This is a genomic window from Sphingobacterium gobiense, assembly GCF_002980575.1.
GTDB classification, from domain to species: Bacteria; Bacteroidota; Bacteroidia; order Sphingobacteriales; family Sphingobacteriaceae; genus Sphingobacterium; species Sphingobacterium gobiense.
The window spans coordinates 537,386-553,663 of sequence record NZ_PVBS01000001.1; the positions used below are offsets into that span (position 1 = coordinate 537,386).

Here is a 16,278-nt window from a genome sequence, read left to right on the forward strand (position 1 = left end):
AGTTATGGCAAGTCTTTAACTAAATTATTGATGTATGTTAAGAAGTTAACTAACCATGAATATTCGTTCTTACTTCATTGTTGTCCCGCTTACGTTCGCTACGGATGATTAAACGAAGATCCGAGTTTGCAGAATAGAAAGACCAAACCCAGTTTCCTAACAATTTCCACCTATTACGGAAGCCAGCGATAGGGAAGAGATGAATAAGCAACCACGTGAGCCAAGCAAAGAAACCGGTAAAAGAAAATTTAGGTAAGTCGGCAACAGCTTTGTAACGGGCGATAATGGCCATGCTTCCTTTATCCACATATGAAAACGGTTTTAATGTTTGTCCTTGATCTTTGGCAAGAATGTTCTTGGCCAATAAAATCCCTTGTTGAATAGCAACTTGTGCTAACTGTGGATGACCATTCGGGAATTTTGGGTCTGTGTCTTGATAGCAGATGTCGCCGATGGCAAAAATGTTGTTATAACCTTGCACACCATTGAACTGATCGACTAAAACCCGACGTCCCCTCCCAAATTTTTCTGCAGGTAACCCCGGTAACTCGCGCGCTATAACACCCGAAGTCCAGATTAATGTCTTCGTTTTTATTTCAGCACCATTCGCTAAGATGACCGTATCATCCACATAATCTTTGACTGCCGTATTCAATGTAATGTCTATCCCCAGTTTCTCCAGTACTTCAAACGCTTCTTTCTGTGCGACGCTACTCATAGGGCCTAAAAGAGCTGGTCCTGCATCTACCAGATGGATTTTGGGTTTCAATCCCACTAATTCTGGATATTCTTTTTTGACAATACGCTCACTCAGCTCGGCAATCATACCCGATACCTCCACACCAGAGGGACCACCGCCGGCAACGACGATGTTTATATACGCCTCCCGATCCGGATCATCTGTCCGTTGAATGTAATCTTCGAGGTTCAGTAATAGCTTATTCCGGATAGCGAGTGCATCGGTAATATTCTTCATCGGAAATGCCCTTTTCTTGACGTTCTCCATGCCGAAGAAGTTTGTTTCGGTGCCGGTGGCTAGAATTAGATAATCGTATGATAGATTGCCGGTATCAGTTTCGATGAGATTACGCTCCGCGTGGATATTCAATAATTTTCCGAGATGGAAAGAAAATCCTTGGTGCTTTCTGAACATTTTGCGGAAAGGCATGCTGATATTAGAAGCTTCAATAAAAGCGGTAGCGGCTTGGTAAATTAAAGGGGGAAAGAAGTTGTAATTATTAATATCCACCAGGGTCACGTTATAGGTGTGGCTTTTTCCTAGAGATTTGACGAAATTTATGCCCGCAAATCCGCCACCTACAACGACGATGTGTTTTTTATTATCTGCCATAATAAGCTGTTCGTTTGTATAAGTAATACCCAACAGTGAATAGAACAAAGCCTTCTACGCTTTTGTTTGGGAAATATGCTGCAAAGATAGAAAAACCAATAAGAACGCGCGCGTTATTTTCGGATACTTATAGCATTCTTATGCGCATGCAACCCCTCTAGTTCGGCCAAAGTTTCCACGGTGGAGCCAATATGGCGTAACCCGTCAGGAGAGATATGCTGAAATGTGATTTTCTTAACAAAAGAGTCTACAGAGACGCCAGAATAAGAACGAGCATAACCCGAAGTAGGTAAGGTGTGGTTGGTTCCTGAAGCGTAGTCACCAGCACTTTCCGGTGTGAGGTGTCCTAAAAATACCGAACCCGCATTGGTGATGCGCGGAAGTAAGTTTTTCCATTCATCTGTTTCCAAAATTAAATGTTCGGGAGCATATTGATTGGAAAAATCGAGGGCTTCATGTAAGTCAGCTACCTCAACGGCATACGAATTTTGAATGGCCATAGTGGCTATTTCTGCTCGAGGTAACACCTCAAGTTGTTTTTTAAGTTCCGCATTGACCTGCTTGATAATAGTGGCTGATGTGGCAACAAGAACGGCTTGACTGTCAGGGCCATGTTCAGCCTGGGCTAATAGGTCAGCAGCAACAAAAGCCGGTTGAGCAGTATGATCGGCCACCACCAAGACTTCCGAAGGGCCGGCAGGCATATCAATACTGACATTTACCATGCTCTGAATCATGCTCTTTGCTTTGGTTACAAACTGATTTCCAGGGCCGAATATCTTGTCTACTTTAGGTACGCTTTTCGTACCATAAGCCATTGCAGCAATGGCTTGTGCTCCGCCCACGAGGTATATCTTTTCAATTTTTAGCAATTGCAGACAATATGCTACAAAGCCGTTTATTTTTCCAGTATGTTGTGGCGGCGAACACACGACAATCTCTTTGCACCCTGCTATACGAGCTGGGACCCCGAGCATCAACAACGTACTAGGCAAAACCGCCGAGCCGCCGGGAATATATAGGCCCACTTTCTCTATAGGACGTACCTCCCGCCAACATGCTACCCCTGGCATGGTTTCAACCACCCGTTCCTTTCGAAGCTGGCTGCTATGAAATTTATGGATGTTTTGAAAGGCGATCTCCAGTGCGCGTTGTTGATCACGTGTAATAGTAGCTGCTAACGCCTCAATGTCTTCTCTTTCTAAATAAAGTTTTTCGAGCTTTACCTTGTCAAACTTTAATGCAAACTCTTGGAGCGATTGATCGCCGCGTTGACGTACATCATTTATGATTTGCGATACGGTGTCTTGGATGGTATGGGTGGCATCCGTATTACGCGCAACTAATTGCTCGATATCAGTAGCCGTTAAGCCCGCATATGAATACTGTTTTAGCATTATAGTATTATTTTTTCGATAGGCATAACCACAATACCTTGTGCGCCTGCAGCTTTCAATTTATTGATTTTATCCCAAAAATCATCTTCGGGTATAACGGTATGGACGGCTACCCAACCCTCCTCTGCTAAGGGAACTACTGTTGGACTCTTTACACCCGGTAGTAGGGATGTTATCTGAGGTAGATTACTTTTTTCCACGTTTAACACGACATATTTCGTCTCTTTGGCACGTAATACCGATTGTACACGTTGTAATAGCTCGCATAGGATCGGGTTTTCCGTCAACCCATCGCGACCAATCAGAATCGCTTCCGAGCGGCGTACGTCAGCAAAGGGTTTAAGCCCGTTACTTTTTAAAGTTCCCCCTGTAGAAACAATGTCGCAGATAGCGTCACTTAAGCCCAGACCCGGGGCGATTTCGACAGAGCCAGAAATTTGGCGTATCTCCGCCGATAGGTTGTGTTCAGCCAGAAACTCTTGTAAGATGTTAGGGTAGGTAGTAGCTATCGCCTTACCCTGTAAGTCCTGAAGTTGCTGTATAGGTGAATCTTTTGGAATACCGATTTTTAACGTACAGCGGCCGAAACCGAGTCGTTGTAAATACGTAACTTTTTCTTGCGATTCATCAATGACGTTTTCACCAACGATACCGAGATCGGCAATCCCTTGTGCAACATAACCAGGGATATCATCGTCACGCAAAAATAGGATCTCCAGGTTGAAGTTATTAACCGTGGTAATAAGGGAACTTTTATAGTTTTCAAAATCAAGTCCGCAATTTTTTAGCAATTGAACCGATTTTTCATTTAATCTACCCGATTTTTGGATAGCGATCTTAAGATTCTTCAAAATGTAGGATTTTTAATGTTTACTATTATTAATAAAAGAAAGATAACTCGGGGTTTTTGCTTCACGTAGAAACACATTACATTACATATCGCCAAAACGGCGATGATGCAAATGGATGTGATGTGTAAACAAATAAGTCATTTTACTAATAATGAAACAAAAGTATATTATTGTGATGTGTTTTGCAAATTATTTAATGATCCTTTTAATTTTATTGGATTTCTTTATGAGCTTATGCAGCCCATCGTAATCTTCCTTGTCTAATTTTGTATATAGCTTTTGCAGCTGTTTGATGTGTTCTTCCAATACTTCTAAGACATTGTCGCGATTCTGTTTAAAGATAGGCGTCCACATGTCTGGAGAAGATTTCGCTAGTCGGACAGTGGATTCGAATCCAGATCCTGCAAGCTCAAAAATACGACCCTGCGATTTTTCTTTTTCCAGCACAGTTAGTGCGAGCGCGAAGGAAGTAAGATGCGAGATATGCGATACATAAGCCGTATGCATGTCGTGTTCCTCCGCGGTCATGAATGTTGTTTTCATTTCCAACTGTTCTGTCATCGCGTCGGCTCGCTCAAAGGCATCTTCATCCGTTTTGAACGCTTCGACATACACCATCACCTTATCTTTGTACAAATTGGGAATAGCTGCCTCCGGACCGGAGTATTCAGTCCCCGCCATCGGGTGGGCAGCGATATATCGGCCTCGGTTTGGATGATCCGCTATCAGGCGCAAGATGTTTGTTTTGGTAGACCCCATATCAATGACCACCTGATCGGTCACCTTATCTAAGATGTTTGGCAGGATGTTCATGATCGCATCTACGGGCACCGTTAAAATAATAATCTTGCTTGATGCAATAGCATCATCTAAGGGCTGGATTTCATCAACAAGTCCCAACTGCAACGCTTTTTTTGCATTGGCTTCGTTTTTTTCTACGCCGATTATCTTTTCACCGAATTGGGTTTCTTTCAACCGAATGCCTATCGATCCGCCGATTAACCCAATTCCGACAATAGTTATATTCATTTTCTGAGTTCTGAGTGATGAGTTAGGAGTTATGAGTGGAACTCATTATTCTTTCGATTGCCTGGTCAAGCACTTCCTCTTTCGCGCACAAGCTGATACGGATATATTGTTCGCCTGCGCTACCGAATATTCCGCCAGGTGTGATAAATACATGTGCATGATGCAAGATGCTATCGCTAAGCGCGTATCCATCGGCATATCTGCCAGCGACTTTTGCCCAAACGAAAAGCCCTACCTGTGCAGGGTCGTAAACACAACCCAATATATCCATAATACGAAAAACCTTTTCCCGTCGTTTTGCATACACCGCATTGAGCTGGGTGTACCAAGATGAATTCAGTCGGAGTGCTGTAGCTGCAGCCAGTTGTAGAGGCAAAAACATACCCGAATCCATATTGCTTTTAAAACGCAGAATCTCGTTTATACGATTTTCGTCGGCTATTAACATACCAATGCGCCAACCCGCCATATTAGACGACTTACTCAGCGAATTTAGTTCGATGGCTACGTCTTTTGCACCTTGTACAGCCATTAAGCTGAGCGGCTTGTCGTTTAATATAAAGCTGTAAGGGTTATCATGGCAAATCAATATATTATGTTTCTTACCAAAAGCCACAATCCGCTCAAATAGTTCCATCGTTGCAGGGGCGCCCGTCGGCATGTGCGGATAGTTAATCCACATCATTTTCACGTCGCTCAAGTCACTATTTTCCAGCGCCTCGAAATCAGGTTGCCAGTTGTTCTCGGCTTTAAGTTCGTAGGAAATAGCCGTTGCACCGCTTACGCGCACGGCGCTTGTATAAGCGGGATACCCTGGATTGGGAATCAATACTTTATCACCTTCTTGTAAATAGGTCATACAGATGTGTACAATGCCTTCTTTCGAACCGATAAGCGGAAGGATTTCATTTTGCGGGTTCACGTCTACACCGTAATAGCGTGTATACCAGCCGGCCATAGCCTCCCGGAGAACAGCTGCTCCTCTATAGCTTTGATAGCCATGTGTATTATTTTTACTCGATTCTTCGTTTAAAACACGCAGTACCTCAGGATGGGGTGGCAAATCGGGGCTTCCGATACCTAAGTTAATCACCTGTGCCCCACGTTTATTCATATCGTCAATCTCCCGCAACTTCTTAGAAAAGTAATACTCCTCTGTATGCTGCAACCTTTGGGCAACCTCTATATGCATATCAATAATTTCAAATTTAGCGCCTAATTTACAGATAAAATGCAATAATAAACCGAATTTAAAGGGAAAATATCAAATGAGTGCAACAATAGGAAGATGTTGCCGCTTTTAAATTAGGTAAAACGCTTTTGTTTATTACTTTTGTAGTCTTAATATAGTAAATGAAGACATACTTTAGACTATTATCTTTCGCAAAACCTATCGGGAAATATGCTGTTCCGTATATAATATGTACCGTTATTACGGTAGTTTTCGGTACCCTTAACCTAGCTTTGTTAGCACCCTTATTGCAGGTATTGTTCAAAGGGACGGGAGATGTCAATGCTACAGAGACCGTCACCAAGCCGGAAGGCTACAATATGGGAGATTGGTTTATGTACTTAGCGGACAGATTATATTATGATATCGGACCGTACGAAGCTTTAAAATACGTATGTATCGTCATAGTGGCATCGGTATTTATCAGTAACCTGTTTCGTTACCTGTCACAGCGCGTGATGGAAAATTTACGGATACACACGCTCTTGAACTTGCGTAAAGCCGTTTTCAACAATGTCATGGACCTCCATCTGGGATATTTTACCAACAGCAGAAAAGGGGATGTGATGTCTAAAATCGCATCGGACGTGCAAGTTGTACAGTTTTCGGTGACTTCGACCTTGCAAGTCGCCTTTAAGGAACCTTTGCAGCTGATTGCATATGTGGTCGTGCTATTCGCGCTTTCTACAAAATTAACCCTGTTTTCTCTTGCTGTTATCCCTGTTTCTGCGTTTTTGATATCCTTGATCGTAAAAAAATTGCGTGAGCAAGCGAGGGAAGGACAGCAATCGTATGCCAATATGATTTCCTATTTGGATGAGGCACTGTCAGGAGTCAAGATTATCAAGGCTTTTAACGCTATTCCATTTGTAAAAGATCGCTTCAACGGCGAAAGTGAGCGCTATTCGAGGATATTAAGGCGGATGGTCCGCCGACAGCAGTTAAGTTCGCCCGTTTCGGAATTACTTGGGGTGGTGATGGTGGCGATTATATTACTCTATGGAGGAAATCTAGTCCTAGCTGGTGAGGGAGAACTCGCTGCTTCTGAATTTATCACGTATATCGCTATTTTTTCACAGGTGATGCGCCCGGCGAAGGCACTGACGGAGTCTTTTTCGAGTATTCATAATGGTATCGCTGCTGGAGAACGTGTATTAGAACTTATTGATGAACGTAATAAGATAACAGATAAGCCTGACGCGAAGCCGGTAAATAGTTTCAACCACGGGATAGCATTTAAAAATGTGGATTTTGCGTATGATGAAAAGCAAGTGCTGAAGGATATTACGATCGAAATTCCGAAAGGAAAAATGGTAGCCTTGGTGGGCCCTTCAGGAGGAGGAAAATCAACCTTGATTGATTTGATTCCGCGGTTTATGGATGTAACCGGAGGAGCTATTTTAATGGACGGAAAGGATATACGTGATCTTCAACAGGATTCGCTACGGACATTAATTGGTACTGTGAATCAGGAAACGGTGTTGTTTAACGATACCATATTTAACAATATAGCCTTTGCCCAGCCAAACGCTACGATGGAAGAAGTAGAGCGTGCTGCGCGCATTGCTAATGCACACGATTTTATTTTAAATACGGAGCACGGATATGAGACGAATATCGGCGACCGTGGCGCGAAGCTATCGGGCGGTCAGCGGCAACGTATATGTATCGCTAGAGCGGTATTGCGAAATCCTCCGATCATGTTATTGGACGAGGCTACCTCCGCATTGGATACCGAATCAGAAAAATTAGTGCAAGATTCACTTTATAAGCTGATGGAGAATAGAACGACGGTGGTAATTGCCCACCGTTTGAGCACGATTCAAAATGCAGATAATATCGTCGTGATTGAAAATGGACAGGTTGTGGAGCAAGGGAACCATCAGGATTTAATTGCGAAAGAGGGGTTGTATAAGCGGTTGATTGATATGCAGCAGTTTATTGATTAGCTTTCTTCTTCATTTTTTTCTTGATAAAAAAACAAAGCAAAAAAATGCAAGGTCGTTTTATACCGAGGAATCACAACGCTGTCATTGATCGCATTTCTTCCGCTTCGGAAGGATGCCAGTGGGATGGGACAATACAATTGTACTATCCTTAATTAACATTAAAGGTCGCATCCGGATGTTTGAGATATGTAGAAACTCATCCTTAGTACTATCCACTATCTCAAATATCCGAAGCGACGATTTTTTCGTTCTTTTTTCTAAAAAAAGAACATAAATTTGTTTAGGAGGCAGAAATGAACGCAACGGAGAAACTTAATTTTTTAATTCAAGACAAAAACTTAGACGCCGAACTCAAACATATCGCCGAAAAGGTACTTCAAGGTGAGCGGGTGAGTTTTGAGGAGGGTGTTATACTATACGAACGCGGTGAACTGGGATACTTAGGTGTGCTAGCCAACTATATCCGTGAAAAAAAGCACGGTGATTATACCTACTTCAACAGAAACTTTCATATTGAACCGACCAATGTATGTGTGTACGATTGCAAGTTCTGTGCTTATTCTCGACTGATTAAAGAGCGAGAGCAGGGATGGGAGATGGATGTAGCTGGTATGATGGAGGTGATAAAGAAGTATGATGATGAGCCTGTTACCGAGGTGCATATCACCGGGGGTGTCGTGCCCAAACAGAATTTAGATTTTTACGCTGACTTTTTCCGCCAGTGTAAAGCACATCGCCCTGATTTACATATCAAAGGGCTTACGCCGGTGGAGTATTACTACATCTTCAAAAAAGCAAAAATGAGCCATTACGATGGTTTGAAATATTTGCAGGAATGTGGTCTTGACTCGATGCCTGGAGGCGGGGCGGAGATTTTCCATCCAGAAATTCGGGAGAAAATAGCAGGCGACAAATGCACGGCCGAGCAGTGGTTGGATATTCATGAACAAGCGCATAGCTTGGGCATGCGTACTAACGCCACCATGCTGTATGGGCATATCGAAGCATTTTGGCATCGTGTAGACCACATGGAGCGATTACGCCAATTGCAGGATAAGACAGGGGGCTTCCAGGCATTTATCCCATTGAAGTTCCGTAATCAGGGCCATCAAATGTCGCACGTCCCCGAAGTATCAGTGGTGGAAGACCTGCGCAATTACGCAATCGCGCGGATTTATATGGATAATTTTGATCACATCAAAGCGTATTGGGCCATGATTTCGAGAGACACGGCACAGCTATCTTTAGCATTTGGCGTGGATGATATAGACGGTACATTGGACGACACGACTAAAATCTATTCTATGGCGGGTGCAGAAGAACAACACCCGGCACTGAGTACGCAGCAATTGGTCGAACTTATCAAGCAGGTAGGCCGACATCCTATTGAACGCGACACGCTTTATAAAATAGTAACTGATTATAAAGATGTCGTTTTTGACGATGGAAACAAACCAAATTATTATTCGTTACCCGTAGTAGAATAACCGTTAGACATTGAAAAAGACATTTTATTTTATCCGACACGGACAAACAGATTTAAATTTGAAAGGTATTGTTCAGGGGAGAGGTGTAGATTCTCCGCTTAATGAAACAGGACATAAACAAGCACAAGCTTTTTACGAAGCGTTTAACCATGTGCCTTTCGATAAAATATATACATCCACCTTATTGCGGACCAAACAAACCGTAAAGGCCTTTCTTGAGCAAGGCATACCAAGTGAGGAATTGGTGGGCCTGGATGAAATCTCTTGGGGAATTTATGAAGGGAAGGAGCAAGACGACGCTATTATCACGGGTTTTGAGGAAGTCGTGAATTCTTGGAGGGAAGGAGACTTAGACTTACGAATCGAGCAAGGAGAATCTCCGAACGAGCTTGTGGCTCGTCAACAAGAAGCGATTGCCTACATGTTGCAGCAGCAAGACGAACAGACGGTTCTGGTATGCATGCACGGCCGTGCAATGCGTATCCTGCTCTGCCATTTGACCGGTATTTCTGTATGCCTTATGGATGATTTTCCGCATACCAATACCGCCCTTTATGTTTTGGAATATAATGGTCGTTATTTTGAAATAGTGGATCATTATAACGTTAAGCACTTAGAAAATCTATAATGGACAAAATAGCCGTATCCGCGGTTTCTTATACGAATACACTACCGTTTTTAAATGGTATAAGAAACTCGGAGGTGATTCATTCGATAAACCTTTCCGTGGACTATCCGAGCGAATGTGCGCGAAAAGTAATTGATGATGAGGTTGATATGGGGATTATACCTATCGCTGCTTTAGTTAAACTACGTAACTACTATATCATCGGCGATTACTGTATTGGTAGTGATGGTGCAGTCGATTCTGTTTTTATTTTTTCAGAAAAGCCAATTACCCAAATCGAAACCCTTTTATTAGACAAGCAATCTAATACCTCCAATGGATTGGCGCAAATTCTTTTAAAGCATCATTGGAAAAGAGATGTGCAGATTCTAACCGAAGGGGAAGCAGACGCTTACGTGTTAATTGGCGACCGTACGTTTGGTGAAAAAAATAAAGTACCGTTTGCCTACGATATGGGGTATTACTGGAAAGAGATGACAGGACTACCTTTTGCTTTTGCGGTGTGGGTTTCGAATAAGGAACTCCCCGAAGATTTCAAAGAGGCATTCAATAAAGCATTAGCAGCAGGGGTGGCCGACCCAGAAGCGGTTATACAAGGATTGCCTGTTTATGAAGGTTTCGATTACCATAAATATCTTAAAGAAAGTCTTGATTTTTATCTCACTGCGGATAAAAGGAAAGCGATAGATCTTTATCTGGAGTTATATGCTAAATTGTAAGGAATAAAGGTTTAAAAAAGCTTAAAATTTTTAACCTTTTGTGCGGTATAAATGCCGTTCTTCCCAGAAATGATATAACTGATCAGACAGGTTATTAAGAAAAACGTACCGTATTGCCAACCAAATAATTCCATTGCCATTACGGTACACGCAATGGGTGTTTTTGTGCAGCCTGCAAAAACCGAAACAAACCCGGTAGCAGCAAGGAGAGCTAAAGGAAACGGAATGAAAGGAGCCAATGCGTTGCCTAAGGTGGCGCCAATGAAAAACAGCGGCGTAACTTCCCCTCCTTTGAAGCCAGCGCTCAAAGTCAGTGCAGTCAATCCTATTTTGATGAGAAAGTCTGTTGGGGGAAGTGGTTGCTCAAAAGCATCCATGATCGTTGGGATACCAAGGCCTAAATGTTTGGTGGTTTGTAGAAGATGAACGACTAAAATGATGAGTATGCCGCCGACAAAAGGACGAAGTAGCGGTTGCTTTATTTTTTGGAATCCTATGCTGCATATAGCACCCGTATACCGAAATAAGATAGACGCTATCCCGAATAAAATACCGGCAAGCAACAAATAAGCAAAAACAGAAACCGACCAGGCTGGCACTTCGCCAATAGTGGGGTACTGGGTATGTAAATCACCGTAGAGACCACATGTCCAGTTAGAAAGTAATGCCGTCGCCAATATGGCGCCTACACCTCGCCAGCGTATTTTGCCAAGCTGAACCATCTCCAGAGCAAAAATAGCACCTGCTAACGGTGTTCCAAAAAGCGAGGCAAATCCGGCCGCTATCCCGCATAATAAGAGAATACGTTTATCTTGCTTCCCTAATGGAACAAACTTGCCGAATTGGGCGGCAATCGTACCACCGTATTGTACGGCTGTTCCTTCACGTCCGGCCGAACCGCCGAAAAGATGTGTAATCAACGTAGTAAAAATGACCATAGGAGCCATCTTCCAGGGAACACCCTGTTCAGTAGGGTAATAATATTCTTCCAATAAAAGATTGTTTCCTTTTTGTGCATTTCCTCCGTATTGTCGATACCACCATACAATACATATTCCGGCAAAAGGCAGCAGCAGGATAATCCAAAGGTGCGTTTCGCGAAACAGTGTAACGTGGTTTAGCGCGTACAGAAATACCGCAGAAAGAGAACCTACCAATCCGGAAATAGCCAATATTACAAACAACCATTTACAAAGGAGGCATACCAAAGGAGTAACTGACTTTATCAATAACTATCTTGTTTGAAGATTATTCAAATAAAGTAGACGTCATCAGCTTTTTAAGGCGGTTCAGGGCAGACATCATTGCCGCAGCTGCAAATATAGCCATTTCAGGAGAAATCCGCAATAAGCCAAATATGTGGCTAGCCATCCTTACGAAATCGATTCCCGATACGCAGCAGGCGTTGAGCCCGTAATGGATTTAAATATTTTATGGAAACTGACAAAATTGTGAAAACCACATTCGAAACAAATTTCTTTAACGGGCGCGTTGCCTTCCGATAACAATTTGCAGGCATAGCCTATTCGAAGTTCATTAACAAAAGCGATCAGTGTTTTGCCTGTACGTTGTTTAAAGTAACGACAGAAGGAGTTCGGCGTCATTCGGGCTATTTGGGAAATCTCATCAAGCTGAATTTTAGATCGATAATGCAAACGGATGTAGTCTAAAGTTTTATTCATGCGAAGATAATCCCCTTGTTGCTGCGGATTTGTATAATGGTGACTGACTAGCGTTGCTGGGGCAGGCATGGTGGCGGCATAATCAAGAATATCAAGGAGCATAATGAGTCGCTTTGTTGGCCTTTGAGCAGGCAGATTTTCAAAAAATGTAATAAGATTAGGGTCATTTGGGGGAAACAAAATTGTCCGCTCGGCCAGTCGGTAAACTTGCTTGACACCGGCAGCCTCTGGCAGTCCTAAAAAATCGGTGCCAAGAAAATCGGGTTTGAAATGAACGACGTGGATGTCGGCAGGACGAGGTGAGTCTGCGTAAATATATTCTTCATCAAATAACCAGTAGTGCGGTGTTTTAGAGCCTATTAAAATTATAAAATTGTCCGTAAATTGCTGTATGCAATCACCTACAAAAAATGTTCCTTTTCCACGTTTGATATGAATAAACTCCAGTTCTTCGTGATAATGCCAAATATTGTGGTTTTGAGGTGTGTTATCATGCCGGACGGAAATGGTGCGAAGGGTGGAGGAAGTATGATCTAGCCGTTGCATCGTAATTGTGTAATTTATTTATTCGTATTAAAACTTAAATATATACAACTTGTGGTAATATCGATTAGTAAATCGGTAAAATAGTTCAATAACGTTACGTCAATTTGTGCTAGTTTTACTTTCCAATATAATTCCTATGGTGCGAGAAAAAAAATATACACTGACAATTGCTTTAATAACCTCATTGTTTTTCTTATGGGGCCTTGCAAATAACATGACCGACACGCTCCTTGCAGCCTTTAAGCGAATCATGTCAATGACTGATGCACAGACGTCATTGATACAGACAGCATTTTACGGAGCATATTTCGTTTTGGCGATACCTGCGGCTCTTTATATCAGGAGATTTAGTTATAAATCCGGAATATTACTTGGTTTAGGTCTTTTTATTATCGGTGCATTGCTGTTTTATCCTGCCAGTAAGACGATGATGTATGGACACTTTTTAGCGGCGTTATTTATTCTGGCCGGTGGACTTTCCATTCTAGAAACCTCTGCAAATCCGTTTATCTTGAGCTTAGGCTCTGAAGAAACGGCTACACAGCGCTTGAATATGGCACAATCATTTAATCCGATCGGATCAATAGTAGGTGTGATAATCAGTAAATTTGTGATACTTTCGGAATTAAACAGTGCCAGTCAGCAGGAGCGGGAAATAATGGACGGACTAGAATTGCAGCAGGTACAAGCAGCCGAGCTCAGTGCCGTGATGCAAGCCTATGTTGGATTGGCATTTTTGCTCGTCATCTTTTGGTTGGCCATAAGAATGGTTAAGATGCCCTTAGATGTCGATTCTGACCGGGGGAATCTAGGACAAGCTTTTTCCAGGCTGTTTAAAAACCGAAACTACATATTTGGTGTGGTAGCACAGTTTTTTTATGTCGGTGCACAGATTGGCGTTTGGTCGTTCACTATCCGCTATGTGATGGGTGAACTTGATTTGGATGAAGATCATGCAGCCAACTATTACATTGCTTCGCTGGTTGCCTTTACGATATCCCGTTTTATAGCCACAAGCCTCATGCGATATGTTAAACCTGCTAAATTACTGGTTATTTTGTCGCTGATGGCAGTTGTATTATCCCTATTCGTGTCATTTGGTAGCGGTTTTATCGGAGTTTACGCATTGGTGGCTATTTCTGGTTGCATGAGCTTGATGTTTCCGACGATTTATGGACTAGCTTGTGAAGGCTTAGGTACCGATAGAAAAATAGGGGGGTCGGGGCTGATTATGGCCATACTTGGAGGAGCGGTGATTACCTACTTCCAGGGCGTGTTGTCAGACCATTTTAACAGTGTTAATATATCTTATTTGGCTCCTATGGTATGTTTCGTTGTTGTGGCTATATACGGAGCTGTTCATCTGAATAAGCAGGCTGGTAAATTGCGAAGTTAGAAGTAGAATAAATGAAAAGATACGCATTAGCACTGGATCTGCTGGACGATCCAAAATTAATAGCTGAATATGACGCCCATCATCGAGCTGTCTGGCCGGAAATCCGTGCCTCGATAACACATGCCGGTATAGAGAATATGGAAATATACCGTTTTGGAAATAGGCTATTTATGACGATGGATGTGCACGATGATTTTAGTTTTGAAAAGAAAAATGAGCTGGATGCGGCGAATCCGAAAGTGCAAGAATGGGAGGCATTGATGTGGCGATATCAACAAGCGATAGCAGGTGCTAAACCAGGAGAGAAATGGGTATTGATGGATAAAATTTTTGAGTTGTAAAAATGGAAAAAGAGCGATTATCGTATTTGCAAATACACCCAAAAGATAACGTATTGGTGGCGTTACGCGATTTACCGAAAGGATTTGAGGTGGATTTTGGCGGACAAAGGTTCGCCTTACGAGAAGGGATCCGAGCGAAACATAAATTCACGATCACGGCCTTAGCGAAAGATGCAGACGTGCTGATGTATGGCGTTTTGGTCGGCAAAATGAACTACGCGGTTACCGAAGGCGTGGTTATCAGTACGGAAAACTTGCGCCATGCTTCCGACGACTTTAAATTAGGCAATAGAAAGTTAGCTTGGGAGAAACCGGATGTATCCGCCTTCGAAGGACGCACCTTTAATGGGTTCCACCGTAGTAACGGCACCGTAGGAACGGCCAATTACTGGTTGGTTATTCCATTGGTGTTCTGTGAAAATAGAAATGTATTAACACTGAAATCTGCATTGGAAGAAAAATTGGGCTATCAGGTAGCGTCAAAAGACTATTCGGACGAAGTGGACGAATTAATCGCTCGTTATCAAGCAGGCGCTTCTGTAGATCAACTATTGGCCGTAGACCTTTCCTCAGCGAAAGCCGGTAAGGAGAAAATGCGCTTATTTCCAAACGTCGATGGCGTGAAGTTTTTGAATCATAACATGGGTTGTGGTGGTACGCGGTTAGATTCGGATGCCCTGTGTGGCTTGCTGGCGGGCTACATTACGCATCCTAACGTAGCTGGTGCCACGGTTTTGAGCCTGGGTTGTCAGCATGCTCAAGCTTCGATATTGCGAGACGAAATTACAAAGCGGGACGCGGCATTTGATAAACCGTTGTATATTTTCGAACAGCAGTTCGAGGGTACGGAACAAGAGCTGATGCAAAAGGCTATTAAAGCCACTTTTGCAGGGCTTGCGCAAGCAAATAAACAAACCCGCCAACCGGCAACTTTAGATAAACTATGTATCGGCTTGGAGTGCGGAGGGTCGGACGGATTTTCGGGTATTTCGGCGAATCCGGCTTTAGGATATGTATCCGACATGCTGGTGACAATGGGAGGCTCTGTTATCCTAGCCGAGTTTCCAGAACTTTGCGGTGTGGAACAGGAATTAAGCGACCGGTGTATTGACGAGGTCACCGCCGAGAAATTTATGCATCTGATGAAGACATACAATGCAAAAGCGGAGGCCGATGGTTCGGGCTTTTATATGAATCCGTCGCCGGGAAATATCCGGGACGGATTGATCACGGATGCTATAAAATCGGCAGGTGCGGCGAAGAAAGGAGGAAATTCGCCCATAACGGCGGTGGTGGATTATCCGGGAGTGGTAAACACACCGGGATTGAACCTATTATGTACGCCGGGCAATGATGTGGAAAGCACGACTGCAGAAGTCGCGGCCGGCGCAAATGTTGTACTTTTTACAACCGGATTAGGAACGCCAACAGGAAACCCGATCGCACCGGTAGTCAAGCTGTCTACCAACACAAAGATGTTCGAACGGATGCCGGATATTATAGATATCAACTGTGGTACAATCATCGATGGCGAAGAAACCATCCCAGAAACAGCACACCGGATATTGGATTATGTCATTCAGGTGGCAAGTGGTAATACAAAGCCTAAGGCGGTGCAGTTAGGACAGGATGATTTTATTCCGTGGCGGAGAGGAGTATCACTCTAATTTA

General features: G+C 43.1%; 14 protein-coding genes and 1 riboswitch. Of the genes, 7 read left to right on the forward strand and 7 right to left on the reverse strand.

The genetic code is table 11. The features are described from left to right. Positions 1-49: 49 nt before the first annotated feature. From C5749_RS02355 to C5749_RS02375, 5 genes are all read right to left on the reverse strand, one after another. Positions 50-1,351 (reverse strand): NAD(P)/FAD-dependent oxidoreductase, encoded by a 1,302-nt coding sequence (locus C5749_RS02355; protein ID WP_105725138.1) that lies wholly within the window; start codon positions 1,349-1,351, stop codon positions 50-52. A 113-nt stretch (positions 1,352-1,464) separates the two neighbouring features. Beyond that, positions 1,465-2,748 carry a histidinol dehydrogenase gene (gene hisD / locus C5749_RS02360; RefSeq protein WP_105722653.1) on the reverse strand — a complete coding sequence of 428 codons (1,284 nt, stop codon included), beginning with the start codon at positions 2,746-2,748 and terminating at the stop codon, positions 1,465-1,467. Next, on the reverse strand, positions 2,748-3,599 hold the full coding sequence (gene hisG / locus C5749_RS02365; protein WP_105722655.1) for an ATP phosphoribosyltransferase: 852 nt from the start codon (positions 3,597-3,599) through the stop codon (positions 2,748-2,750). Before hisG ends, hisD begins: the two co-directional genes overlap by 1 nt. Before the next feature lie 189 nt (positions 3,600-3,788). Beyond that, positions 3,789-4,628, reverse strand: coding sequence for a prephenate dehydrogenase (locus tag C5749_RS02370; protein WP_105722657.1), 840 nt, complete (start codon positions 4,626-4,628; stop codon positions 3,789-3,791). Between the two features lie 22 nt (positions 4,629-4,650). Next, positions 4,651-5,820: a pyridoxal phosphate-dependent aminotransferase gene (locus C5749_RS02375; protein WP_105722659.1), complete on the reverse strand. Its 1,170-nt coding sequence runs from the start codon at positions 5,818-5,820 to the stop codon at positions 4,651-4,653. A gap of 161 nt (positions 5,821-5,981) precedes the next feature. Between C5749_RS02375 and C5749_RS02380 the strand changes: the two genes are divergently transcribed. The 4 genes from C5749_RS02380 (at position 5,982) to C5749_RS02395 (ending at position 10,642) form a co-directional block, all read left to right on the forward strand. Next, positions 5,982-7,808, forward strand: a complete 1,827-nt coding sequence (locus C5749_RS02380; RefSeq protein ID WP_105722661.1) for an ABC transporter ATP-binding protein — start codon at positions 5,982-5,984, stop codon at positions 7,806-7,808. 293 nt (positions 7,809-8,101) lie between these two features. Then, positions 8,102-9,295, forward strand: a complete 1,194-nt coding sequence (gene mqnE / locus C5749_RS02385) for an aminofutalosine synthase MqnE (RefSeq protein ID WP_105722663.1) — start codon at positions 8,102-8,104, stop codon at positions 9,293-9,295. A gap of 10 nt (positions 9,296-9,305) precedes the next feature. Further along, positions 9,306-9,923: a histidine phosphatase family protein gene (locus C5749_RS02390; RefSeq protein ID WP_105722665.1), complete on the forward strand. Its 618-nt coding sequence runs from the start codon at positions 9,306-9,308 to the stop codon at positions 9,921-9,923. After that, the gene (locus tag C5749_RS02395; RefSeq protein WP_105722667.1) at positions 9,923-10,642 is read left to right on the forward strand and encodes a menaquinone biosynthetic enzyme MqnA/MqnD family protein; all 720 of its coding nucleotides are present in this window, start codon (positions 9,923-9,925) and stop codon (positions 10,640-10,642) included. Before C5749_RS02390 ends, C5749_RS02395 begins: the two co-directional genes overlap by 1 nt. An 11-nt stretch (positions 10,643-10,653) precedes the next feature. Here the strand turns inward: C5749_RS02395 and C5749_RS02400 are convergent, their stop codons facing one another. Both C5749_RS02400 and C5749_RS02405 read right to left on the reverse strand, forming a co-directional pair. Then, complete coding sequence (locus tag C5749_RS02400; RefSeq protein WP_105722669.1) at positions 10,654-11,871, reverse strand: chloride channel protein; 1,218 nt, start codon at positions 11,869-11,871, stop codon at positions 10,654-10,656. Positions 11,872-11,897: 26 nt separating this feature from the next. Then, positions 11,898-11,960, reverse strand: a riboswitch (Fluoride riboswitch). Positions 11,961-12,015: 55 nt separating this feature from the next. Then, positions 12,016-12,870, reverse strand: coding sequence for an AraC family transcriptional regulator (locus C5749_RS02405; RefSeq protein WP_105722672.1), 855 nt, complete (start codon positions 12,868-12,870; stop codon positions 12,016-12,018). Between the two features lie 136 nt (positions 12,871-13,006). Between C5749_RS02405 and fucP the strand changes: the two genes are divergently transcribed. The 3 genes from fucP to C5749_RS02420 are packed head-to-tail and all read left to right on the forward strand — an operon-like array spanning position 13,007 to position 16,274. Further along, complete coding sequence (fucP, locus tag C5749_RS02410; RefSeq protein ID WP_105722674.1) at positions 13,007-14,266, forward strand: L-fucose:H+ symporter permease; 1,260 nt, start codon at positions 13,007-13,009, stop codon at positions 14,264-14,266. Between the two features lie 11 nt (positions 14,267-14,277). Continuing rightward, a complete protein-coding gene (locus C5749_RS02415; protein ID WP_105722676.1) occupies positions 14,278-14,607 on the forward strand; it encodes an L-rhamnose mutarotase in 330 nt (109 codons plus the stop codon). A gap of 2 nt (positions 14,608-14,609) precedes the next feature. Beyond that, entirely contained in the window at positions 14,610-16,274 is a 1,665-nt protein-coding gene (locus C5749_RS02420) for a UxaA family hydrolase (protein WP_105722678.1), read from the forward strand. Positions 16,275-16,278: the final 4 nt, after the last annotated feature.